A 23,732-nucleotide genomic window follows, 5' to 3' on the forward strand; every position below is an offset into this window, starting at 1 on the left:
GCATTCGATTAGGTCTCAAATGTAATCAATTTGGGATTTTAGCGAGCACAACGTTGTCAGGTTTGGGTAATAATCTTTCTAAAAAAACAGGAAGATATCTGGCAGATTGGAACAGCTATTCATAGTTAAGAAAAAACAAACCGGGTGAAACGAGCTCATTTTATACGATGAGATCAAACACTTATAAAATAAGTAAATACAAATGAAAAAAAGTTCAATTATTCTAATCGCTATCATTGCTGTCGCAATTGCCATGATACTTGTTATCTATACCGATTCAAGTACCTATTCGACATTTACCGAAGCTAAAGAAAAGAAAACCGAACTATATGTGGTAGGTCAATTGAATAAAGACAAAGCGCTTCATTATGATCCCAAAACTGACGCCAACAAATTTTCGTTTTTCATGCGTGACAACGATGGTACAGAATGTGAAGTGATTTTTAGAGGCGCCAAACCTCAAGATATTGAACGTTCAGAGCAAATTGTATTGACAGGAAAAATGGACGGAAATGTGTTTAGGGCAAGTAAGATATTGATGAAATGTCCGTCAAAATATAACGATAAATCGGTCGTCACCGAGATCAATGCTACTGCTTTCAATAATTAATTCGTAAAATCAATTTTCAATGGACGTTAATTACGTTGGTGAGCACCTGCTACCAGGGCAGATCGGACAATTCTTTATTGTACTTTCTTTTGGTGCTGCACTTCTATCTTGTATCAGCTACTTTTTTGCAACAAAATACCCTGAAGAGAATTCATGGAAAAAAATTGCACGTATTGCCTTTTGGGCTAATGCGGTCTCCGTAGTGGCGATTGGTGCAACTTTATTTTATATTATATACAATCATCTTTTTGAATATAATTATGCTTGGGCGCACTCGTCCAAGACACTACCTACCTACTATATCATTTCCAGTTTTTGGGAAGGTCAGGAGGGTAGTTTTTGGCTCTGGATGTTCTGGCAAACAGTATTAGGTTCTGTTTTGCTGTTTAAAGCAAAAAGCTGGGAATCGTCTGTCATGACTTTCGTCATGTTATGCCAAGCATTTTTAGCTTCCATGATTATTGGTGTGGAAATATTCGGTCTGCGTATCGGTAGCTCTCCGTTTATCCTATTGCGTGAAGCAATGGATATTCCAATCTTTAGAGAAGCTAACTATCTATCACTCATCACCGACGGTAATGGTTTGAACCCTTTGCTTCAAAATTACTGGATGGTGATTCACCCACCAACACTATTCCTTGGATTTGCGTCGATGATTGTTCCTTTTGCTTATGCAACAGGTGCTCTTTGGACCAAACGTTACAAAGAATGGATCAATGCAGCACTTCCTTGGGCTTTATTTGCCGTAATGATTTTAGGCGCAGGTATTATCATGGGCTCATTCTGGGCTTACGAAGCACTTAACTTCGGTGGCTTCTGGGCCTGGGATCCGGTAGAAAATGCATCAATTATTCCTTGGTTTACCTTGATTGCTGCTGTTCACGTCATGATTGCGTACAAGAATTCAGGCCACTCCTACTTCACCGCTACATTTTTGGCGATGATCAGCTTTGTACTTGTTATCTATGCATCTTACCTGACACGTAGTGGTGTCCTTGGAGAGACTTCTGTGCACTCCTTTACCGATCTGGGAATGAGCGGACAATTGATCTTATTCAATGTTGTCTTTTTGGCTATCATGGTGGTATTTCTTACCGTCAAAAAGAAAGAGATGCCCATCACAGAAAAGGATGAGGATATCTATTCAAGAGAATTCTGGATGTTTATTGGCGCCTTGGTATTGACTGTCGCATGTGCACAGATCATCGCTTCAACATCAATTCCAGTGTTCAACAAGATCTTTGGCACCAAGGTAGCTCCACCTTTGGATCCGATCCAACATTATAACAAGTGGCAATCGGGTTTTGCAGTGATCGTTATGATCTTAACCGGATTTACGCAATTCTTAAAATACAAACGTACCGATAGCCGCAAGTTTTTGGCTTCCACGGTAGCATCGTTGGTTGTGTCTCTCATTCTAACGGCTGCTGTCGTCTATTTTACGAAGACTTATACCAACCTGATCTATATTTTGATCACCTTCGCAAGTATTTTCTGTATTTTGGCGAATATCCGCGTATTGGGTGATGCTGTCAAAGGCAAATGGAAGCTGGCCGGCTCTTCGGTAGCCCATATCGGCTTTGGATTACTACTTATCGGTGCCATGGTGGCTGCAGCAACCAACGAGGTCATCTCGGTCAACAACACTGGTTACATTGCTGTATCGGGATTTGACAAGGTAGAGAAACCTGGCGACAACTTATTCTTGACCGAAGGTGAACCTGTACAAATGGGGGAATACAAAATTACCTATATCGGCGATAGCATTGTGGCTCCAAATACGTTTTATAAAATAAAATACGAGCGGATCGACGAAGAAACAGGTAAAGTGAAGGAGCATTTTGTGCTACAACCTTTTGCGCAAAACAACGCGAAAATGGGCGGTTTGATTGGTACTCCAGCGACCAAACATTATGTCACGCATGACGTGTATACACTGATTACTGCAGCTGCAGCTGAAAGTCAAGCAACACATGCTAAAGTTCCGGCAGAAGACAAAACTGGTTTCGAGGACTATGAGGAACCGGCGACTTATCAGGTAAATATCGGTGACACCCTACGCTACCGCAATGGATATTATGTCATTGAAGGCTTAAACAAAGAGGCTCACCTGGAGAAAATTCCAAAAGGTCCTAGTGATGTCATGGTTGGATTGAAAATAAAAGTATTTTCGGCCGACAACAAACAGTATGAAGTACAACCAATCTACTTAATTAAAGAGGGTGGCGTTTATGACTTCAATAAAGATGTCAACGAGCAAGGACTTAAATTCAGATTTACGGGAATTAAACCTGACAAGGATAAACTGGAAATCATGGTTTATCAAAAGCCGCTTCCAGAAAAGAAATGGGTCGTATTTAAAGCCATTAAATTCCCATACATCAACTTTTTCTGGTGTGGAACGATTGTCATGACCATCGGTTTTATTATGTCCATTGTGAGAAGAAATAAAGAGGAGAAACGAAAAGCACTTAAATAATGAACATTGTGATCTTAGGAAGCGGTAATGCCGCTACGCATTTTGGACAACAGTTTCAAAAAACAGGACACCATATCGTTCAGATCTACAGTAAAACAAAGGCCAATGCAGATGCATTGGCCTTTGCTCTTCATTGCGTGGCAATTGACCAACTGTCTGAACTAGACTTGCATGCCGATCTTTACCTCATTGCCGTTACCGATCAGGCCATTGTATCGCTAGTAGAAGCGCTACCAAAAGATATAAAAGGTGTTGTTATTCATTGTTCGGGAGCGACCGATCTTTCTGTCCTGGCTGGATTTAAAAATGCGGGAGTCATCTATCCCCCACAATCGTTATCCAAAAATAAAGCAGTCGATTTCTCGACCGTACCGCTTTGTGTTGAAGGTAACACGGATGAAAATAGTGCCGCGCTACTTCAGTTAGCACAGACATTTGCACCGCGGAGCATCTATTGTAATTCCCAGCAGCGCTTAGCCATCCACCTTGCCTCGGTCATGGTCAACAATTTTACTAACATCCTTTATCAGATGGCCTACGAGCTCTTAGCAGAAAACGACTTGTCCTTTGATCTAATCAAACCAATCATCCTGGAGACGGCAGAAAAAGTGCAAAATCATATTCCAATAACAGTTCAGACAGGACCAGCGATCCGACAGGACAGCACAACAATGCAAAAACATTTGCAATTTATTAGCAATAAACCAGATTTACAGCAAATCTATCAACTTTTGTCGCAGGAGATTACTAAAAGAAAATAGTTTGTTAGAAACAGTTATAAACTTATCAAAACTTACCTCCAAAGGGTAAATATATCCATTTACTTCAGGAACTTTAGTACATTTGCTTCGTCCAAAAGCGCATTTTGGAATGCTAATTGAGTAATAAAATTATCAGTTGGGCTAAACATTAAAATAGCGAATTAAAACTAAACAATCGTATTTTCTATGGAAGTTAGAAAACTCATTCTTTCAATAATGATTGTGATTAATTTAATCATTGTATCATTTGGATTTATATTTACATCAAGCTGGTTTTGGCTGCTTATCATCCCATTTCCATTGCTATTGATTGCGTTATATCATAGTTTCCAGACAAAACATGCCATCCTACGCAATTATCCCTTAGTTGGATATTTCCGTTATATTTTTGAATCTATTCGTCCTGAGTTGAGACAATATTTTTGGGAATCAGACATGGATGGACGTCCTTTCAACAGAAGACAACGTTCGATCGTATACCAACGTGCAAAAAATCAACGTGAAACTGTCGCATTTGGTATGCAGACGGATCCACAGGCTGTCGGAAATGAATGGGCTGCGCACTCTGTTTTCCCTTGCCATATCGAAAACCACGATATGCGTACCACGGTTGGAAATGCAGCCTGTAAAAAGCCCTATAGCTTAAGTGTGTTCAACATCTCGGCAATGAGTTATGGTGCGTTGAGTAAAACAGCGATAACGGCATTAAATAAAGGTGCTGCACTTCAAAACTTTGCACACAATACCGGTGAAGGGGGAATCAGTGACTACCACAACAACGGTGGTGATTTAATTTGGCAGGTGGGTACAGGTTATTTTGGCTGTCGGAATCAGGAAGGAAAATTTGACGCGGAGCTTTTCCGAGAAAAATCCAATCGTGAAAACGTGAAGATGGTCGAGTTGAAACTCTCGCAAGGCGCTAAACCTGGTCATGGAGGTATTCTTCCAGCGGCAAAAAATACCCCTGAGGTTGCGGCTATTCGTCACGTCATTCCAGGAACAGATGTGATGTCGCCTCCAGCACATAGCGCTTTCTCCTCGCCGACTGAAATGATGCACTTCATACAACAGCTGCGCGAGCTATCGGGTGGGAAGCCTATCGGCTTCAAAATTTGTATCGGCGATAAACATGAGTTTATCGATATCTGTCATGCCATGCAAAACACGCAGATCTTCCCGGATTTTATCTCCGTAGATGGATCAGAAGGTGGTACGGGAGCTGCTCCACTTGAGTTTACGGATAACTTGGGGATGCCACTATACGACGCATTGGCATTTGTAACGAAAACCTTGATTGCTTTTGGTTTAAAAAAACATGTTAAAGTTATTGTATCAAGCCGTATTGTAACAGGTTTCGATATATTGAAAGTCATTGCCTTAGGCGCAGATGCATGTTATAGTGCTCGCGGTATGATGTTCGCTTTAGGTTGTATTCAGGCACTTAAATGTAATGAAGACGTCTGTCCGGTTGGGGTTGCCACGCAACAGCCGCATTTATACAAAGGACTCGACGTAAACGATAAATATGTGCGGGTCGCTCAGTTCCACCGCAACACATTACGTGCTACAGTCGAAATTATGGAGGCTTGTGGTTTCAAAACACTTTCGGATGTATCGGCAGATAAATTCTATCGTAAGGTCGATGCTATCCGGACACTAAGTTTTCAGGAAATCTATTTCGGAACGGAAGGCAAATTGGTCAATAGCCACACAGATTTCGAAAGCAAACTTTTCGAAGATTAACTGCTAGAAATTCATATAAAAAAGGTCCCCTATGTATTCAACATAGGGGACCTTTTTTATACCCTGATAGTTCCCTTATAAAATAACCCCCACTAAGTATCTTTATTTCAAATTAAACAATACGCGATGCAAAATGGTATTTGATAAGGTAATTTGATCGTCGGCCAAGCCTCCTAAGGCCTGTTCAATAGTATTTTTTGCCTGCTTCATTCCTTCATCCTTCATCTTTCGTCCTATTTTTGTTAAATAGATCAGATTGGACCGTCTGTCGTTTTTATCATTAACGCGGATAACCAAATTTACCCGTTCCAGATTATTAATTAATCGAGTAACACTTGGTTTATCTCGAAATGTGCGAACAGCAAGCTCCTGCTGGGTAAGCCCCTCTTCTACCCACAGGTTATACATGATACTCCATTGTTCAGAAGTAATGTTTAACCCGGCCTCCTTGAGATTACGTTGTAATCTCCGCATAACTGCAATTGAGTATTTCCCCGTTAGGAAATTATAAAAATACTCTTGTGATACTAAATCTTGGTCTAACATATGAATAATGGTTATGGTTGTTTACGCAACTTATTTTAATAATAAAACGTCGTCTTTCATTCAATATGAGAAAAAGCTAAACGTATTTTGGCTAATAGTTAGCCTAAATTACGCTTTAATATAGCTGTCTCAAACAAAATTTTATCAACATGTCATAAGTAGATGTTGATAAATCATAACAATTTGATTTATACTAGACTGAATTTAATAAATAAAAAGGATACAAACAAAATAAATGCTTGCAATTATACCTAATTTAGAGGATGTTATCCGATAGTAAAAGAGTCGGAATCTTTTAAGAAAGGAAATTTCTCACGTGCCTCCAACAGGTCGTTCGGATTTAAGGTAAAGGTATATAAATCCTCATCTTCCGGTTTATAATACACCACATCACCAAGTGGCGATATACACATAGAGCCACCAGAATAGTAAATATCATTACCATCATGCCCTACCCGGTTCACCCCAACAACATAAGCTTGGTTTTCTATTGCACGTGCTGGAATAAGGGCTCTCCAATGTGCGGAGCGCTTGTCTGGCCAACTGGCTGTATACACTAAAATATCATAGGCGCCGTTTTGATTTTTAGACCAGACTGGGAATCTAAGGTCATAACAGATCATCGGGCAAATTTTCCATCCTTTGATATCCACCAGGATACGTTCATTTCCTGGCTCGAAGTACTCGCTTTCTTTAGATAATCCGAAAAGATGACGTTTATCATATTTTACATATTTACCATCTGGAAACATCCATACAAAGCGATTATAGTATTTTCCGCCTTCCTCGATAATCAAAGAACCGGCAACAACACAGTTAAGTGAGCTTGCCATTTCAAATAGCCATCTTGTCGTAGGTCCATTTGCAGGTTCTGCACATTTCTCGACATTATTCGTGAAGCCCGTATTAAACATTTCGGGGAGAATAATAACATCCGTTTTCTCACGCAATGAGGAAAGTCTCAATGCAAGATTATTTAGATTCTTCTCGATATTTTCCCAGAATAAATATGCTTGAAATACGGTGATTTTTAAAGGCTCCATGAACGTAATCTAAAAATTTATTTAATTATTTTCTTACAAAAAAAACATTTACAGGCAAGATACGAATTTTAATAGAATTTATACTTATTGCTGTCTTACCAAAAGGTTATTTGCTAACACTAATAACGCTTCTTTGCGATCATTTGGTACATTCAATGCTTCCATTTTTTCAAATGCCCGTTGTGTATAGATATCTTTCAATTCGTCGGCCGCAATTTTAATCTCATACTTCTCGTATAAGGCAAGCATATCTGTTACTTTTGATGGAGCAGTCTCTATAGATGTGTCCAATAAGCCTTGTAAGACTGTCTTATCGTCGTCCGAAATTACCGCCATCAACTTCACCAATAAAAAGGTTTTTTTATTGATCATGATATCACCACCAACGATCTTTCCAAAGGTATCTGGATCTCCATAGGCATCCAAGATATCGTCCTGTAATTGAAATGCTAAGCCGACATTCTCTCCAAAATCGTAGATCAGCTGCTGTTGCTGTTCATCTGCTCCAGACAAAATAGCACCCAACTGTAACGCTCCGCCCAATAACACCGAAGTTTTAAGACGGATCATCTCAAGATATTCAGGCATTGTCAGCGAATCCCGACTCTCATAATCCATATCCAATTGCTGGCCCTCACATACTTCCATAGCCACTTTACTCAAAATTTTCAAGGTTGCGGGCAGGTAAATAGGGTTACACTTTGAAATCTCCTCATAAGCTTTGACCAACAAGCCGTCTCCAGACAATATAGCAATATTAGCATCCCACTTCTCGTGAACTGTCGTTTTACCCCTTCTTAAAGGAGCCTTATCCATCAGATCATCGTGGATCAGTGAAAAGTTATGAAAAAACTCCACTGCCTTGGCAGCAGGGATAATTTCATCCATCTCTTGCATGCCGAATAATTCGGCAGCCATCAATGTCAGCACTGGTCGAACCCTCTTTCCGCCCAAAGTCAATATATACCGTATCGGATCATATAAATTTGATGGTGTTTCAGGAAATTGACTTGTCTCTATCGCCTCTATCACGAGTTGTTGTAAATGTTGCATATATCTTTACGATCGAATCTTGCGAATATAGCAATAATCATATAGAAATGGCAATTTTGTGCCCTTAAAGGAAGTCACACCAAAATTGTACATTTGCATAAGTCTTTTATTATGCGCATACTGATTATCCATACATTTTATCAAGATCCTGGTGGTGAAGACACTGTATTTCAGCAGGAATCTTCCCTCCTCGCGCAAGGACATGAGGTCCAAACGCTAACCTTTCAAAATAAAAAGGGCTGGCAGGGTGCATTACAGACAATAGGATCTTTTTGGAATATTTGCGCTGCTCAACGTGTCAAAAAAATAATTCGGATGTTCAAACCAGATATCGTTCACGTTCACAACACCCATTACGCAGCGGGTCCGATTATCGTTCGTACGATTGCAAAACTCGGCATCCCCCAGGTCATGACCTTGCATAACTTCCGTTTACTATGCCCTTCGGCGACGCTGTACCACCACAACCATCTCTTTCTAGACTCACTCCAAGAGGAGTTTCCGTGGACGGCCATTCGGCAAAAGGCATTCAATAATTCCACAGTCAAAACATTTCTTCTGGCTTTGAATTATTGGTTTCACCGTAAAATTGGAACTTGGGCAAAGGTAAATCGCTACATCAATTTAAGCTCCTTTGCAAAGAACATATTCGTTGAATCGACCTTGCACCTTCCGTCTACTAAATTCGAGATTAAACCCAACTTTGTTTTTCCTGCCACAATAGCGCCCGAGGGTACACAGGCCTACTTCGTATACGTCGGTCGTCTTTCAGATGAAAAGGGGATATTGAATCTGATCGATACTTTTATCGGCACAGATTTTCAACTACAGCTAATTGGTGGCGGTCCGCTCGAAAATGAGGTCTTGAGAAGCATTAAAAACCAGCCGAATATATCCTACCTCGGTTTCAAAAAAAGGTCAGAAATACTGCCCCTGATAGCCAAAGCACAGGCACTACTCGTACCATCGATTTGCTTTGAAGGTATGCCGATCACGATTCTTGAGGCTTATTCAGTCGGAACAGCTGTGCTCTGCTCAAATCTAGGCCCACTCCCCGAACTGATTATCCCCGGCAAAACAGGACAAACTTTCGATCCCCACAACAAAAACGATATCATCCAATGTTTAAGGGAGTGGAGTACAAAAACGACAAATGAAAAAGATGAGATAAGAAAGACCTGCATTGCTTACTATTTTAGTAATTTTACTCCTGAAATAAATGAAGCGAAATTATTAGCGATCTATCAAAACGCTATTCACGATAAAAAATTGAATAAATGAGTATCATTGTATTAGATAAACTGGGTCTAGCGCCACAAATCCAAGCTGTACTGGAAACAATTTATGATCCTGAACTGAAGCCTGCAAATATTGTGGATTTGGGGCTTGTATATGAAATCATTACGAAGGAAGAGGGTATTGCAAAGATTGTAATGACGCTGACTGCTCCTGGCTGCCCCGTGGCAGGCGAAATCATGAATGAAGTTCAAGAAAAAGTTGCTGCTGTAGCAGGTGTCAAAGAAGCATTGGTCGAATTGACATTTGATCCACCCTGGACAAAAGACATGATGTCGGAAGAAGCAAAACTAGAGTTAGGGTTTTTATAAAATTCAATAGCTCATAATAACAAAGAGGATCCTACAGTATTGTAGGATCCTCTTTGTTTGTGACCACTCATATAAGAGCACCCCTATCATCCAGAAGCGCTAAGTGGTCTGATTATTTTCCAAATCACTCAACTTTTTCAAAGGCTTGGAGCTATTGGCGTCCGTACCGAAAAGTAATTTCCACAGATTACGGGACTCTTTGGTCAATAGTGGGGATACGATGGAAAGAATGAGAACATATACAACCACAAAGGATTGAATAACGGGCAATAAAGCCCCTGCTTTACCAATATTTGCCATGATAATGGAAAACTCTCCCCGCGCAGACAACGTAAAGCCAATATCAAAAGAAGTTTTAGGTTTCATGCCCGAAAATTTAGCTGCAAAATACCCCGATGCAAGATTACCCATCACCGTCACCAGCGCTGCAATCGAAGCCCAAAATACAGCCCCTCCAAGTGACATAATATCAATAGACAATCCGAAACTAAAGAAAAACATTGCCCCAAAAAAATCTTTATAGGGCAGTACCATCGATTCAATCTTTTTGATGTATTGCGAATCTGCTAACACCAAGCCTGCCATCAATGCCCCAATTGCCTCCGCAACATGGATGGTTTCAGAGAAACCTGCTACAATAAACAGTAAGGCAAAGATGATCAATATAAATAATTCAGAAGTTTTCTCCTTCAATAAGCGATCAATCGCAGGCACCAGTTTTCTGCCCAAAATCAAAAAGGTCAATATAAATCCCAAGGCCAGTAAGGACGTTCCTGCTACCGTCCAAAAAGAACTGCTTCCTGTCAGTATCAAGCCCGAAAGGAAAGAGATATGCATCGCTATAAACAGATCATCGAACATAATCATCCCCATAATAACCTCAGTCTCCGGGTTGGCCGTGCGTTTGAGATCTGTAAGAACCTTTGCAACAATAGCCGTGGAAGAACTTGTCATGATACCGCATAAGACCATCATCTCCTTAAATGGCATATCCATTAGCCATCCGATCAACAAGCCTGAGGTAAAGTTCAATAAGACGTAAATTGTCCCGCCTGTGACAATTGCTTTACCGGATTTAATAAGGCGATTGACCGAAAACTCAAGTCCCAGATAGAACAGCAGGAATAATACGCCCAACCGTCCCATGAAATCTATAAAGGGTTTACTTTCTGTAAATGTTAAATCCACCAGACCAACCTGTGGAGCGTGCTGTCCCAAAACCATTCCTATAATAATGAAAAATGGAATAACAGAAAACTTAAGCTTATTGGCTATTAGGCCAACAATGGCAACAAGTCCTACAGCGATTCCAATTTCCAGTATTAAGGTATGTGATAGCATAAATTACAGTAAAATTTCCTTCAAAAGTTTAATATTATTCTTCTTTCCAGCAATGACAAGTGTGGTACCTGGGCTAATCAAATAAGACGGTCCTGGATTGATAACCGTATCATCATCCCGTATGCCAGCAATAATTGATGCACCTGTACGTTGACGAACTTCCAGCTCTCCAATTGTCTTTCCTGCCCCCTCATTTTTGCCTTCCACTTTGTACCATTCAATACGTAAATCGTCCAAAGCAACTTCAATTGTCTCCAAAGCTTTAGGCTTGTAGGACAAACCACCGATAATACCCGCAATCTGCCGAGATTCATCGTCATTGAGTGTCATGACGCAACGTGACTCATGTTCCTCGTCATCATAGCGATAAAGTTCCCGTCTGCCATCGTCATGGATAACAACAACCATATTGTCTCCCGCATCGGTTTCAATTTGAAATTTTTTTCCAATTCCAATCAGATCGGACTCTCTTACAATAGACATAATCTTCTATTTAAATAAATACTAATAATATAAGCTTCATAAAGTTGTTTACAACAATTACGAAAACAAGCTAAAGGTTCTTTCTAACAAAAAACAAAGACTTTTAGAAAAAACAGCATCAGCCCTTAGCTACTAAAACACAAATTTACCCAAAAAATCAATCTTAAACGAATCCGCTGGTATCTGACGGGATGGGCTACAAAGACCAAATTACCCCAAAATACTAAAAAAAGAGCAGAAAAACGACCCTTTTAACCGATTTCATCCCTTTTTTCGACGTATGGCATCTTGATGACACAACTGAACAACAATAAAATCGCTCGACGTACACCTGTTATTAACGATCGGAATTCCTAGGCGAACAAATCAGCTTCCATTAGCTCCAATTTTTCATTACAAAACCCCATTTCTATAACGTTTTCGTAGTTCGTGCAATCGTTTGTTCCAAGAAGCAATAGAATTGCCAACGCTTTATTTCTTTATAATTGCCGCATTAAACACTTACTGAATCTAAATTACACACCTATGGTCAAAAAGAGTCATCTCATCCTTCTGACACCATTATCAATTTTGTCATTAGCGGCACCTATTTACGGGGTAGCAAATCCACGTAATTTGGTTGCAATAACCAGTCGTTCACCCTTCCAGCAAGCCGTCTCCGGAAAGGTCGTTGATGAAACGGGGAAACCAATAAGCGGTGTTACCGTTTCTGAAAAAGGTAAAGCAGCAGCAACTACAACCAATCAAGACGGTATCTTCTCACTGAACGTCAGTTCAAAAAGTGCCATCTTAACATTTAACTCGATCGGATTTACGGCGAAAGAAGTCTCTGCAGCACAAGCATCACAAATAACCTTGACAAAATCTGAGGATGTTTTGGATGAAGTTGTGGTCGTAGGTTATGGTAAACAGAAAAAGAGCGATTTGACAGGAAGTATCGCTACAGTGGAAGCAAAATCCCTGGAACGAATAAATTCACCGAATGTTGTCGATAAACTTCAAGGTAAAATTTCTGGTTTAGCGATCAATTCCGGCTCGGCCAAACCTGGCGAAACAGCTTCTATCAATATCCGCGGTGAGAACTCGATCTCGGCCTCCAATGCACCCCTAATTATCCTGGATGGAATTCCTTTTAGTGGTTCCCTGGGTGATATCTCTTCCAATACAATTGCCAGTATCTCGGTACTGAAAGATGCCTCATCCACCGCAATCTATGGCTCAAGAGCTGCAAATGGCGTTATCCTCATCACCTCAAAAAAGGGTGCAGCAGGAAAAGCACGCATCAATTATAACGGCTATTTTGGGGTTCAAAGTGTAGAACGCCGCCTTAAATTGATGAACGGCCCACAGTACATCCAATTTATGCGTGATTACCAGGCTTCGAAAGGAAAAACCGGCGATCAGCTCAACCCAGAAAATTATCTTTTTGCCAACGTATTGGAACAATACAAAAAAGGGGAAGAAGTCAATTGGCAGGACGAAGTATTCAATAGTGGCGCTCCCATTCAGGAACATCAACTCAGTTTTTCGGGTGGAACGGATAAATCCGATTACTATGCATCTGTAAGCTACCTAAATCAAGATGGTGTGGTAAAAAACACGCCATACGAAAGATATAATGTCAATCTAAACCTCAACCAAAGTTTAAGCTCTTGGTTAAAGCTAGGAATGACCATGCAGGCTTCTCAAGGGAACCGTGACGGCGTACAGCCTAACCTCGAAAGTGTCGTAAAACTTTCCCCTTACAGTAAAAACCGTGATGCCGATGGAACTGCTATAACGTACCCGATGTACGCACAAACATTGTGGGCACACCCTTTTGCAGACGAAAAAGGCCAATGGGATCAGACTAGAAGAACGGTCTATGCGAATACTTGGCTTGATGTGAAACTCCCTATTGAAGGATTAAGTTTCAAAACCACCTTCGGAACAAACTATCGAAATATTAACGAAAACTCCTACTATGGTTCAAATACGGTTACAGGACGCGGCGTGAACGGTACCGGATCAATTTACAATGAGCATTTCTGGGACTGGACCTGGGAAAATCTCTTGACCTATGACCGTACCTTTGGTGACCACAAGATCAATGTCGTGGGCCTCTATTCTTCCCAGAAAACAAATTTGAAAACTTCAAGAATGAATGGAGACGATTTTGTATCAGATGCCGGATATAACAACATGGCTTCTGCCTCTAAAAATCTTAAGATCGAATCCAACCTTCAAAATACAGCGATGATTTCCTACATGGGAAGAATCAACTATGCCTTTAAGGATCGCTACCTATTAACCTTAACAGGTCGTTCGGACGGTTATAGTGCATTTTCTGTAAACAACCGATATGCATTTTTCCCATCCGTTGCAGGAGCCTGGGTGGTTTCTAAAGAAGGAAATGTGCAGGACTATTTCGACTTGTTAAAACTTCGTGTTTCTTATGGTAAAAATGGAAATCAGGCCGTATCACCTTATCAAACTTACGACCGTCTGACCAACGTCGATTATATCTATGGTCTTGACCCAGTCAAAGGACTTGTGATGAATTTCAATGGACGTGGAAGCAATCTAACTTGGGAAACGACAGCTTCATTAAACCTTGGTTTGGATTTTGGTATTCTCAAAAATAGACTTTCAGGAACGATCGACTACTACTCCTCAAAAACATCGGATCTTTTATTAAGTGAACAGGTCCCTGTCATGAACGGCTACAACACCATTTTGACCAATATCGGTGAAACTTCCAACAAAGGGATAGAAGTTACCTTGAATGCCATACCTGTCAAAAACGACAATTTCCAATGGAATGTAAATACGACCTTTGCCTATAACAACAATAAAATCACCAAACTGCGCGCTGATGGAAAAGATGATTTGACCAATGCCTGGTTAATCGGAAAGCCTATCCGTATTTTCTACGATTATAAAGTCATTGGTGTATGGCAAGAGGGCGAAGACATCGCAAACTCCTATCAACCTAAAGCGAAACCTGGCGATGCCAAGTTAGCAGACCTCAACAACGACGGTAAAATCGATGCCAATGACCGCACCATGATGGGGAACAAAATATCACCTTATACACTCGGTATAGGCAATGATTTCACGTACAAAAATTTCTCCCTGTCGTTCTTTATGAATGGGGCATTTGGTGGAACGAAAATAGATGATTTCAAAAACATCGAACGTTTCTTACCTAACAACGGCGCCAATTATCTTGCTGACATGCCTTACTGGACACCGGAGCGTACAAACACAGACATCCCATCCCCTGGATACACGCCTGTAAATAACCATACGTATTATATCAATTCATCCTATTGGCGAATTAGGGACTTTAGCTTGGGCTATACCTTTGATGGCGATTTTCTAAAAAGATTGAATCTCTCTTCCATTAAAGCATTTATTAACGCCCGTAACCTCTATACATTCTCCAAAATCAAAGGTTACAACGTAGAGGCATTGAGCGTAAGTTCGACCACAGGTAATCCAACAACGACAAATATTGCCAGTCCTTATCCTGTTGCGAGAACATTCTCATTGGGAGTAAATGTCCAATTCTAAACACATCAAGATCATGAAGAAAAGAAATACAACTTTATATACAATTCTAGCTGGCCTAAGCTTACTTTTTACAGGCTGCAGCAAGAACTTCTTAAATGAAGACACCAGCAGCTTTCAGTCACCTGATAATACCTATATTAATACGAAAGGCTTCGAAACTGGACTAAATGGTTTATACTCTTATGCCCGCATGGAATTCCTGACCTGGAACGGTAGTATCTTTTCCCAAGGAGCAACTCCACAGGAGGCACTACAGGTCGGAACAGATATCGTTGCTATCAAAAACACAGGTACAGACGCTACATTGGCTCCATTCAGCAATTATACGCTAAATCCTGCTTCGTCTTATGTCCGCAATTATTGGAAATATGCCTACGGATTTATTGGTAATACCAATACCATCCTCGAGGCTTTAAAAAAGGATGGTATTAGCTGGACAGACAAGGACAACGATCCAAAACGTGTGGAAGCAACGGCCCGTTTCTTCCGCGCCTATAGTTATCGCTACTTAGTTAACCTGTACGGCGATGTGCCTTGGGTGGACAAGGTATCCGAAACACCCCGTCGCGATTTCACGCGTACACCGAAAGCTGAAATCTTGACGCACATGATTGAAGACCTGAAGTATGCAAGTGAAAACCTGCCCGACAATCCAGGAACAATTCAGGAAGGTAAATTGACGAAATGGGCTGCTTTACACTACCTGGCAGAAGCATATATCGAAGCTGGACAGCCAGATTTAGCTGCAGAAGCTGCCAACAAAGTTATTCAAAGTGGCTATTTTAAATTGAACGATCAACGTTTTGGTGCCGAAAAAGATAAACCCGGGGATTATTTCCACGATATGTTTATCGAAAACAATCAAAATCGCGGTTCCGGCAATCAAGAAACGATCTGGGCCATCCAATTGGAATACAATACACAAGGCGGCGGCGACCGCTACACGGATTGGAGTAAACGTGCCTGGGTGCCTTTCTATTCACAACAAAAAGGATTTGCTTTGGCCGACTCACTTGGTGGAAGAGGTCTTGGGCACGTACGCCCTTATCAATGGTGGCTGGATAGTTATGAAAAACAAGATGTCAGAAATTCATCTTTCAATATCAAACGCGATTGGTATTATAACGATCCTTCCGTCCCTGAACTTTATGGCAAGAAGATCGTACTTACCGACGCCATCAAAGAATCAGGCAATGTATTCCCGACAACAACCAAATTTTTCTACGGAAAGACAGCTGTTGATCCTGCATTTGAAGGAAATATGAAGGACCGTGTGAAAGTACGTCTGGCAGAGACTTACCTACTATTGGCTGAAGCATACTGGCGCGCCAATAAACCGGCACAAGCTAAAGATGCCATCAATGCTGTCCGTGCCCGTGCAAAAGCGTCATTAATCGATGCCACAGCAATCAATGCTGATTTGATTCTCGACGAACGCGCCCGGGAGCTTATTGGTGAGGAAATGCGCCGTATGACCCTTGCCCGTTTTGGTGAGGATATCTTTTTACGCCGTGTGCAAACATTAAACACACAATCAAAAAATGTGGTGAAAAAAGAATTTATTCTTTGGCCTATTCCACAAGAAGTTATTGACAGTAACACTGGTGCAGCCTTCCCACAAAATCCGGGATACTAAACCTTCCAAAAACCTCCATGTTCCCAAAAGGTCATGGAGGTTTTTACTTTATAACTTTGCGTTAACCAGCTTATAGGTTCCATCTTCCCGGATCTGACTACGGCCAATGGTTATATTTTTAGAATGATAAAACAAAAAAATCCAGCCTGCTGGCGCGCCTTCTGCCCAATACTCCTGACGCAAGGCTTTGGAGCGCCGACCATCAAAATCATATTTGGCGACATAATTATGGAAAATTTCTTCAGGCTCAGGTAATACATCTCCGCCAAAGAAATAGTGCTGATCATCCGTTTGAATATGAAATGCCTGATGATGCGCGGTATGTCCACCATTGAGCGCATAGCTGATTTCATCATTTATTTTTCCTTCACCTTCCACCAGTACCAAATTTCCACTGCGTTGAATCACATCAAAAATCTCGGTCCTGTATGAACTGGAGATCCCTGAATAGGCGTCTTCCCATTCCCCACGTTGAACAATATATTCGGCTTCAGGAAATGCGATACGTCCAGTTCCGTTTTCAAATGTGACCATCCCACCGGCATGATCCTTATGAAGGTGGGACATCAGTACATATTTTACATCTTCGGGTCTAAAGCCAGCCTTACGGATATTATGATGCAGCTGTAGCACAGCACTGTCATCGGTATAGCCAAGGCCGGTATCACAGAGAACAAGTCCGGCATTAGTTTGGATCAAGAAGGGATGGACACGGATAAACATCGCCCCCGGTCGGTCCTTAGGGTCGTCTAGAAGTGGATCAAAGGGAATAAATTTTCTACTCTTGTCTACGGAAAAAGAACCTTCATATAAAGAATAAGCCTGCACCATATTTAAAACATTGGGAATATGCACGTTAAGCAACAGCGGATCAATACCGGGTTTAGGAATTAGGTAAGTCCAGCCTTAAAACGTATATTTACACTTAAAATATTGTGCAAAGATATGCAAAAAAGGTGGGTACTAAAATCTAAAACTGATGTCAAAATAACCAACAAACTGCGCGAGGAATTAAACATCAACACTGTATTGGCAGAGTTGCTCGTGAGCAGAGAAATTGAGACTTTTGACGAATCAAAGCAGTTTTTTAGACCTCAATTATCGGATTTGCACGATCCATTTTTGATGCGGGACATGGAGAAAGCCATCACCCGTATTATCCAAGCCATCGGCAACAAAGAAAAAATTCTGATCTATGGAGATTATGACGTAGACGGTACCACAGCGGTAGCCGTTGTTTATAGTTTTTTTAGGGAATTTCATAGCCAGCTGGAGTTTTATATCCCAGACCGCTATGCCGAAGGTTATGGCATCTCCACACAAGGCATCGACTATGCCGCAGCAAATGGTTTCAGCTTAATTATTGCCTTGGACTGCGGTATCAAGGCCGTCGATAAAATAGATTACGCAAATAGCAAAGGAATTGATTTTATCATTGGCGATCACCACCTTCCCGGTGAAGAACTTCCCAAAGCCTATGCCGTATTAGATCCCAAGCGTGCAGACTGTGAATATCCCTATAAAGAACTTTCAGGTTGTGGAATCGGCTTTAAGATTATTCAGGCTTTTATATTGACCAACGGCATGGATATCAATGCCTGCTATCAATTTTTGGATCTTGTGGCCGTGAGTATCGCTTCGGACATTGTTCCGATTACCGGTGAAAATAGAATACTCAGCCACTTTGGCCTTATTAAACTTAATACGAATCCCTGCGTCGGACTAAAGGCACTGATTGACTTATCAAATAATCGAACGAAGATCTTTACAGTTAATGACATTGTGTTCCAGATCGGCCCACGCATTAATGCTGCTGGAAGAATAGACCATGCCAAAGATGCCGTCAAGCTTTTGATTTCCAAATCGCTACAAGAAGCCAAAGACTTTAGTTCGAGCATTGACGATCAAAACAATGTCCGTAAAGACTTTGATCTCAAAATAACAGAAGAAGCGCTGGCACTCATTGAGGACAATGCCCTACTTAAAAGCCGCAAATCCACTGTATTGTATAAAGCCGACTGGCACAAAGGTGTCATTGGTATTGTAGCTTCCCGCCTGACCGAAAAATATTACCGTCCGACGATTATATTGACCGAAACAAATGGTCATATTGCAGGTTCCTGCCGTTCGGTACTAGGTTTTGACTTGTATGAAGCCTTAAGCGAATGCGCCGATCTATTGGAGCAATTTGGTGGTCATAAATATGCTGCCGGACTAACGATGTCCTTAGATAATGTCACCCTATTCCAAGATCGTTTTGAGGAAGTGGTATCGCGACGTATCAGTCCTGAAATGCTGACCCAAGAAATTTTGATCGATGCTAAGCTAGCGTTGAAGGATATCGACGCTAAGTTCTTCCGTATTCTCCAGCAGTTTGAACCTTTCGGCCCCCAAAATGAATCTCCTATTTTCCTCAGTAAAAAGATAAATGCAGTAGGACAAGCCTTTATTGTAGGCACGAATCACCTCAAGATGACCGTTGTTCAAGAAGACTCTCCTTCATTTGACTGTATCGGTTTTGGACTGGCAGAACATATCACACATATCAATTCCGGACAAAGTTTCGACATCTGTTACAGCATTGAAGAGAATGTGTGGCGCAACAAAAGAAACTTACAGCTAAACATCAAAGGGATTAAGTATTAGTATTGCAATAGTAAGAAGATATTAAATATATTTACACAAGATTTGGTCAGGCATAAAACCCTCATACTGGATTAGATACCAGGCATGAAAGAATGGTGAGGGTTCTTAAGTAGTCCTATTGAACAGATACATATAACACAAGACACTCCACGAAGATGATTTTAAAGGCAGAACATCTCATAAAAAAATATAAGCAGCGCACCGTTGTAAACAATGTTTCCTTCCATGTGGAACAAGGAGAGATTGTCGGGTTATTAGGTCCTAATGGGGCAGGAAAAACGACCTCATTCTATATGATTGTTGGTCTTATCAAGCCCAATGAAGGTAAAGTATTCCTCGACGATCAGGAGATTACGCAGGATGCGATGTACCAACGTGCCCAACGCGGGATAGGTTACCTCGCCCAGGAAGCATCGGTCTTTCGGAAGCTCTCTGTAGAAAACAACATCCTGGCTGTATTAGAAATCCACTATCCGAATAAAGAAGAACGTTTGGCAAAACTGGAAGAACTACTCACAGAATTCAGCCTACACCGTGTCCGCAAGAACAGGGGTGATTTGTTATCCGGTGGTGAGCGTCGACGTACCGAAATTGCGCGAGCATTAGCTGCAAATCCATCTTTTATACTTTTGGATGAACCTTTTGCAGGGGTTGACCCAATCGCCGTAGAAGAAATTCAGACGATCGTAGCCAAGCTCAAAACCCGTAATATCGGCATCTTAATTACCGACCACAACGTACAGGAAACCCTATCTATTACGGACAGGGCCTACCTCCTGACCGAAGGAAAGATTATGTTGACGGGTACCCCTGAGGAAATTGCAGATAATGAGCTTGCCCGTAAATTTTATCTCGGTCGACATTTTGAATTAAGAAGGAAAAAATTTTAAAGATTAAAGAATCTCCCCCCTATGGCCTTATTAAACTCCATTTTTACTTGGTTCATGAAAAAAAGAATTCACCAGATTGAACTTTTCATGAAATACCCACACGATGTACAAGAAGAATGGTTCCAAAGTTTAATTGCCACTGCTGAAGCTACGGAATGGGGAAAAAAATACGATTATACAAGTATATTAACGCCAGAAATCTTCAAAGAACGCGTCCCTATACAGGACTATGATGATATCAAGGGCTACGTTGATCGCATGATAAAAGGCGAACAGAATATCCTGTGGCCTTCTGATATCAAATGGTTTGCCAAGTCCTCAGGTACCACATCTGACCGTAGCAAATTTATTCCCGTTAGTGAGGAAGCGCTCGAAGAATGTCACTTCCAGGGTGGTAAAGATATGCTTACAATCTATTGCCATAATAGACCCGAAAATCGCGTATTTACAGGAAAATCTGTTGTTATTGGTGGTTCCTCACAAATAAACAATTTCAGTCCGGATTCCTACTACGGCGATCTTTCATCAATCCTCATCCGTAACCTTCCTTTCTGGGCAGAATTTAAGCGAACGCCCAATATGGAGGTTACTTTAAACCCAAACTTTGAAGAGAAAATTGAGCAGATTGCCCAAATTACACTCAAAGAAAACGTAACGAGCCTAGCTGGCGTACCGACATGGAATATTGTTATGGCCAAACGTATTCTTGAGATTACAGGCAAAGACAACCTACTGGAAGTATGGCCAAATCTAGAGTTTTATGGGCATGGCGGAGTGAGCTTCAAACCTTATCGCGAGCAATTCCAAAAATTGATCCCTTCTGACAATATGTATTATCTAGAGAATTATAATGCCTCAGAAGGATATTTTGGTTTACAAGATCAGTCGGATTCGGAAGATCTTCTGCTTATGCTAGATTATGGTATTTATTACGAATTCTTACCTACTGAGCGAATGCACGAAGAAAATCCGTCAACCTTACGTTTGGATCAGGTGGAGCTTGGCAAAAACTATGCATTGATCATTTCAACTAATGCTGGTTTGTGGCGTTATAAAATCGGAGATACCATCAAGTTTACGTCATTATCTCCTTATCGCTTTCAGATCTCCGGACGTACCAAACAATTCATTAACACCTTTGGCGAAGAGGTTATTGTTGACAACGCCGAACAGGCTCTGGCCGAAGCGAGCAAGTTGACACAGGCTCGTATAAAAGATTATACTGCTGGGCCTGTCTATTTTAAAGATGCCGAAGCCGGAGCACATGAATGGGTGATAGAATTTGAACAACAACCCAATGATTTTAGGCGTTTTTGTGAAATATTGGATGCTAAACTCCGTGAAATCAATTCGGATTATGACGCCAAACGATTTAAGAATATGGCGCTCCGACCGCCTATTGTACACAATGCACCCGAAGATACGTTCTATAAATGGATGAAATCAAGAGGTAAGCTAGGTGGACAAAATAAGGTTCCAAGATTGAGCAATAGTCGCGAATATCTCGACCCGCTATTGAAAATACTAGCCGAATAATACGGCGTACCGAATGAAAAATTCCACATACTGACCGAATAATAGGGTGGTCTCCGGCTGGAGATTAGCCAAAATTTTTGGATTCCCTTATTTTGGCTAATCTCGTATTGCTGAATTTTGTTGTTTTAAAGAACTGCTGTGAGTTCGTCTAATTGATAAGCTCAAGAAAGCTTAGACTATAATGGAGGTTTGTTAAGGTTTAATTGCCGTTTTATATAAAAAAACAAAAAAACCAAGGATAAAATTCATAGAAATACCTTTCTTCTGAACTTCAACTTCACCCTGTAACACTGAGCGATTATCGCCTGATGCTACTTCACTACTTTTGTTAAGACTGTGAGTCAATTCCATACTAAGTTTATTTTTATGATAAGTGATTTTATAGCGTTACTGCGGACCAAAAAGCCCATCTATAGGACCGCATTCTGTATAGCCAAACTTTATGCCACAATATCAAATCACCGTGTTAATTAATAAAAAATTAACACATTTAATTATTAATACGGGCTAGCCGAGAAATATGAAGTAAAATTCTTCCATTTCAAAAAAAAGTGTAGTAAAATAGGGAACAACTGTCCGAAATAAAAGGCATATCAAAGCGGGTAAATTATCCGGGTATACGTGCAACTTATATTTCATTTTTTTCCTAACTTAGCCTAAGTAATTAAAAAATAAGATGAACGCGACAGAGAACTATTCAATTCGCGTAGAGCCAACTCAAAATTCAAGACTCTCGCAAGTAGATTTCGACAATCTAAAATTCGGAAAGATTTTATCCGACCACATGCTGGTCGCAAACTATGATGACGGTGAATGGAAAGATGTCAGCATCGTCCCTTATGGAGATATCAGTATTAGTCCTTCGATGTCCGCTTTACATTATGGTCAAGCGATCTTTGAAGGAATCAAAGCTTATAAATTTGCAGATGGAACAGTGAGTATCTTCCGTCCGGACAGAAACTGGGAAAGATTCAACAAATCTGCCGCACGTCTTCAAATGCCGGAGGTACCTGAGGAGATTTTTATGGATGGCCTAAGCAAACTATTGGACATCGACCGTAACTGGATCCCGGCAAAAGAAGGTTCATCATTGTACATCCGTCCTTTTATGTTCGCAACAGAAGCGGCATTAGGTGTACACCCTTCAAAGTCATACAAATTTATCATTATCACTGGTCCTGTAGGCGCATATTACAGCAAAGCAATCAGCTTAAAAGTTGAGACCTACTATACGCGTGCAGCAGAAGGTGGTGTTGGTTTTTCTAAAAATGCGGGTAACTATGCCTTATCGCTTTACCCTACACAATTGGCCAATGACGAAGGTTATGACCAAATTATGTGGACAGATGCTTCTGAACATAAATATATTGAAGAAGCAGGTACGGCAAACCTTATTTTCCGCATTGGAGATACGATTATTACACCACATGGTGATACAATCTTACACGGTGTAACACGCCGTACAATTATGGAATTGGCGGAGAAATGGGGTTATAAAGCCGAGCAGAGAAAGGTATCTATTCAAGAACTAATTGACGGTATTAAAGCCGGTACAGTAACTGAAGCTTTCGCAGCTGGTACGGCAGCCACAATTACCGATATCAGCCGTATCGGTTTTGAAGGACAAGATTATCACTTGCCACCAGTAGAGGGCCGAGAGTTTTCAAATCGTGTTTTGAATTACCTCAACGACTTGCGCTATGGCAAAGTAGAAGATCCATTCGGATGGAACTATTTAGTAAAGTAATTTCCAAAATGAAATAGAAAAGCCTTTGTTATTAATAATAACAAAGGCTTTTTTTA

The 23,732-nt window shown here is 40.9% G+C and carries 19 protein-coding genes; 12 read left to right on the forward strand and 7 right to left on the reverse strand.

The features are described 5' to 3' along the window. Positions 1–202: 202 nt before the first annotated feature. The 4 genes from M2419_RS25860 to M2419_RS25875 all read left to right on the forward strand — a co-directional run bounded on the left by M2419_RS25860 (position 203) and on the right by M2419_RS25875 (position 5,593). Positions 203–610 (forward strand): cytochrome c maturation protein CcmE, encoded by a 408-nt coding sequence (locus M2419_RS25860; RefSeq protein WP_046672794.1) that lies wholly within the window; start codon positions 203–205, stop codon positions 608–610. A 19-nt stretch (positions 611–629) separates the two neighbouring features. Then, positions 630–3,089 (forward strand): heme lyase CcmF/NrfE family subunit, encoded by a 2,460-nt coding sequence (locus M2419_RS25865; protein ID WP_153845692.1) that lies wholly within the window; start codon positions 630–632, stop codon positions 3,087–3,089. Beyond that, positions 3,089–3,850: a Rossmann-like and DUF2520 domain-containing protein gene (locus M2419_RS25870; RefSeq protein WP_153845693.1), complete on the forward strand. Its 762-nt coding sequence runs from the start codon at positions 3,089–3,091 to the stop codon at positions 3,848–3,850. The genes M2419_RS25865 and M2419_RS25870 overlap by 1 nt, the downstream gene beginning before the upstream one ends. 186 nt (positions 3,851–4,036) lie before the next feature. Further along, complete coding sequence (locus M2419_RS25875) at positions 4,037–5,593, forward strand: FMN-binding glutamate synthase family protein (RefSeq protein ID WP_153845694.1); 1,557 nt, start codon at positions 4,037–4,039, stop codon at positions 5,591–5,593. Positions 5,594–5,695: 102 nt separating this feature from the next. On the opposite strand, the gene M2419_RS25880 is transcribed toward M2419_RS25875, so the two are convergent. The 3 genes from M2419_RS25880 to M2419_RS25890 all read right to left on the reverse strand — a co-directional run bounded on the left by M2419_RS25880 (position 5,696) and on the right by M2419_RS25890 (position 8,235). After that, positions 5,696–6,139 (reverse strand): MarR family winged helix-turn-helix transcriptional regulator, encoded by a 444-nt coding sequence (locus M2419_RS25880; RefSeq protein WP_046672798.1) that lies wholly within the window; start codon positions 6,137–6,139, stop codon positions 5,696–5,698. Between the two features lie 266 nt (positions 6,140–6,405). Continuing rightward, a complete protein-coding gene (locus M2419_RS25885) occupies positions 6,406–7,182 on the reverse strand; it encodes an amidohydrolase (protein ID WP_046672799.1) in 777 nt (258 codons plus the stop codon). A gap of 84 nt (positions 7,183–7,266) precedes the next feature. Beyond that, positions 7,267–8,235 carry a polyprenyl synthetase family protein gene (locus M2419_RS25890; RefSeq protein WP_153845695.1) on the reverse strand — a complete coding sequence of 323 codons (969 nt, stop codon included), beginning with the start codon at positions 8,233–8,235 and terminating at the stop codon, positions 7,267–7,269. A gap of 111 nt (positions 8,236–8,346) precedes the next feature. On the opposite strand from M2419_RS25890, the gene M2419_RS25895 reads away from it, so the two are divergent. Then, complete coding sequence (locus tag M2419_RS25895; protein ID WP_153845696.1) at positions 8,347–9,516, forward strand: glycosyltransferase family 4 protein; 1,170 nt, start codon at positions 8,347–8,349, stop codon at positions 9,514–9,516. Next, positions 9,513–9,842 (forward strand): metal-sulfur cluster assembly factor, encoded by a 330-nt coding sequence (locus M2419_RS25900; RefSeq protein ID WP_046672802.1) that lies wholly within the window; start codon positions 9,513–9,515, stop codon positions 9,840–9,842. Before M2419_RS25895 ends, M2419_RS25900 begins: the two co-directional genes overlap by 4 nt. A 99-nt stretch (positions 9,843–9,941) precedes the next feature. Here M2419_RS25900 and M2419_RS25905 read toward each other — a convergent pair whose 3' ends face one another. Continuing rightward, a complete protein-coding gene (locus M2419_RS25905) occupies positions 9,942–11,183 on the reverse strand; it encodes a cation:proton antiporter (RefSeq protein WP_153845697.1) in 1,242 nt (413 codons plus the stop codon). Between the two features lie 3 nt (positions 11,184–11,186). Continuing rightward, positions 11,187–11,666 carry a cation:proton antiporter regulatory subunit gene (locus tag M2419_RS25910; RefSeq protein ID WP_046672804.1) on the reverse strand — a complete coding sequence of 160 codons (480 nt, stop codon included), beginning with the start codon at positions 11,664–11,666 and terminating at the stop codon, positions 11,187–11,189. Positions 11,667–12,191: 525 nt separating this feature from the next. Between M2419_RS25910 and M2419_RS25915 the strand changes: the two genes are divergently transcribed. After that, positions 12,192–15,221, forward strand: a complete 3,030-nt coding sequence (locus M2419_RS25915; protein WP_259256034.1) for a TonB-dependent receptor — start codon at positions 12,192–12,194, stop codon at positions 15,219–15,221. Between the two features lie 13 nt (positions 15,222–15,234). Next, positions 15,235–16,857, forward strand: a complete 1,623-nt coding sequence (locus M2419_RS25920; protein WP_153845699.1) for a RagB/SusD family nutrient uptake outer membrane protein — start codon at positions 15,235–15,237, stop codon at positions 16,855–16,857. Between the two features lie 48 nt (positions 16,858–16,905). On the opposite strand, the gene M2419_RS25925 is transcribed toward M2419_RS25920, so the two are convergent. Then, entirely contained in the window at positions 16,906–17,688 is a 783-nt protein-coding gene (locus tag M2419_RS25925; RefSeq protein ID WP_153845700.1) for an MBL fold metallo-hydrolase, read from the reverse strand. Positions 17,689–17,802: 114 nt separating this feature from the next. On the opposite strand from M2419_RS25925, the gene recJ reads away from it, so the two are divergent. The 3 genes from recJ to M2419_RS25940 all read left to right on the forward strand — a co-directional run bounded on the left by recJ (position 17,803) and on the right by M2419_RS25940 (position 21,929). Further along, a complete protein-coding gene (recJ, locus tag M2419_RS25930; RefSeq protein ID WP_153845701.1) occupies positions 17,803–19,503 on the forward strand; it encodes a single-stranded-DNA-specific exonuclease RecJ in 1,701 nt (566 codons plus the stop codon). Positions 19,504–19,658: 155 nt separating this feature from the next. After that, complete coding sequence (gene lptB / locus M2419_RS25935) at positions 19,659–20,393, forward strand: LPS export ABC transporter ATP-binding protein (RefSeq protein WP_028072074.1); 735 nt, start codon at positions 19,659–19,661, stop codon at positions 20,391–20,393. Positions 20,394–20,414: 21 nt separating this feature from the next. Then, entirely contained in the window at positions 20,415–21,929 is a 1,515-nt protein-coding gene (locus M2419_RS25940) for a GH3 auxin-responsive promoter family protein (RefSeq protein WP_153845702.1), read from the forward strand. Positions 21,930–22,121: 192 nt separating this feature from the next. On the opposite strand, the gene M2419_RS25945 is transcribed toward M2419_RS25940, so the two are convergent. After that, positions 22,122–22,280: a hypothetical protein gene (locus M2419_RS25945; protein WP_153845703.1), complete on the reverse strand. Its 159-nt coding sequence runs from the start codon at positions 22,278–22,280 to the stop codon at positions 22,122–22,124. Between the two features lie 325 nt (positions 22,281–22,605). On the opposite strand from M2419_RS25945, the gene M2419_RS25950 reads away from it, so the two are divergent. Continuing rightward, positions 22,606–23,676 carry a branched-chain amino acid aminotransferase gene (locus M2419_RS25950; RefSeq protein WP_046672808.1) on the forward strand — a complete coding sequence of 357 codons (1,071 nt, stop codon included), beginning with the start codon at positions 22,606–22,608 and terminating at the stop codon, positions 23,674–23,676. Positions 23,677–23,732: the final 56 nt, after the last annotated feature.

This window comes from Sphingobacterium sp. BIGb0116 (genome assembly GCF_024808035.1).
Lineage (GTDB): Bacteria > Bacteroidota > Bacteroidia > Sphingobacteriales > Sphingobacteriaceae > Sphingobacterium > Sphingobacterium paramultivorum.

Excerpts from the sequence above, each read along its gene's own strand:
- recJ (WP_153845701.1), top strand. The coding sequence starts at position 17,803 with ATGCAAAAAAGGTGGGTACTAAAATCTAAAACTGATGTCAAAATAACC.
- M2419_RS25895 (WP_153845696.1), top strand. The coding sequence starts at position 8,347 with ATGCGCATACTGATTATCCATACATTTTATCAAGATCCTGGTGGTGAA.
- M2419_RS25945 (WP_153845703.1), bottom strand. The coding sequence starts at position 22,280 with ATGGAATTGACTCACAGTCTTAACAAAAGTAGTGAAGTAGCATCAGGC.
- M2419_RS25860 (WP_046672794.1), top strand. The coding sequence starts at position 203 with ATGAAAAAAAGTTCAATTATTCTAATCGCTATCATTGCTGTCGCAATT.
- lptB (WP_028072074.1), top strand. The coding sequence starts at position 19,659 with ATGATTTTAAAGGCAGAACATCTCATAAAAAAATATAAGCAGCGCACC.
- M2419_RS25940 (WP_153845702.1), top strand. The coding sequence starts at position 20,415 with ATGGCCTTATTAAACTCCATTTTTACTTGGTTCATGAAAAAAAGAATT.
- M2419_RS25880 (WP_046672798.1), bottom strand. The coding sequence starts at position 6,139 with ATGTTAGACCAAGATTTAGTATCACAAGAGTATTTTTATAATTTCCTA.
- M2419_RS25865 (WP_153845692.1), top strand. The coding sequence starts at position 630 with ATGGACGTTAATTACGTTGGTGAGCACCTGCTACCAGGGCAGATCGGA.
- M2419_RS25915 (WP_259256034.1), top strand. The coding sequence starts at position 12,192 with ATGGTCAAAAAGAGTCATCTCATCCTTCTGACACCATTATCAATTTTG.
- M2419_RS25910 (WP_046672804.1), bottom strand. The coding sequence starts at position 11,666 with ATGTCTATTGTAAGAGAGTCCGATCTGATTGGAATTGGAAAAAAATTT.
- M2419_RS25885 (WP_046672799.1), bottom strand. The coding sequence starts at position 7,182 with ATGGAGCCTTTAAAAATCACCGTATTTCAAGCATATTTATTCTGGGAA.
- M2419_RS25870 (WP_153845693.1), top strand. The coding sequence starts at position 3,089 with ATGAACATTGTGATCTTAGGAAGCGGTAATGCCGCTACGCATTTTGGA.
- M2419_RS25905 (WP_153845697.1), bottom strand. The coding sequence starts at position 11,183 with ATGCTATCACATACCTTAATACTGGAAATTGGAATCGCTGTAGGACTT.
- M2419_RS25920 (WP_153845699.1), top strand. The coding sequence starts at position 15,235 with ATGAAGAAAAGAAATACAACTTTATATACAATTCTAGCTGGCCTAAGC.
- M2419_RS25925 (WP_153845700.1), bottom strand. The coding sequence starts at position 17,688 with ATGGTGCAGGCTTATTCTTTATATGAAGGTTCTTTTTCCGTAGACAAG.
- M2419_RS25890 (WP_153845695.1), bottom strand. The coding sequence starts at position 8,235 with ATGCAACATTTACAACAACTCGTGATAGAGGCGATAGAGACAAGTCAA.
- M2419_RS25900 (WP_046672802.1), top strand. The coding sequence starts at position 9,513 with ATGAGTATCATTGTATTAGATAAACTGGGTCTAGCGCCACAAATCCAA.
- M2419_RS25875 (WP_153845694.1), top strand. The coding sequence starts at position 4,037 with ATGGAAGTTAGAAAACTCATTCTTTCAATAATGATTGTGATTAATTTA.
- M2419_RS25950 (WP_046672808.1), top strand. The coding sequence starts at position 22,606 with ATGAACGCGACAGAGAACTATTCAATTCGCGTAGAGCCAACTCAAAAT.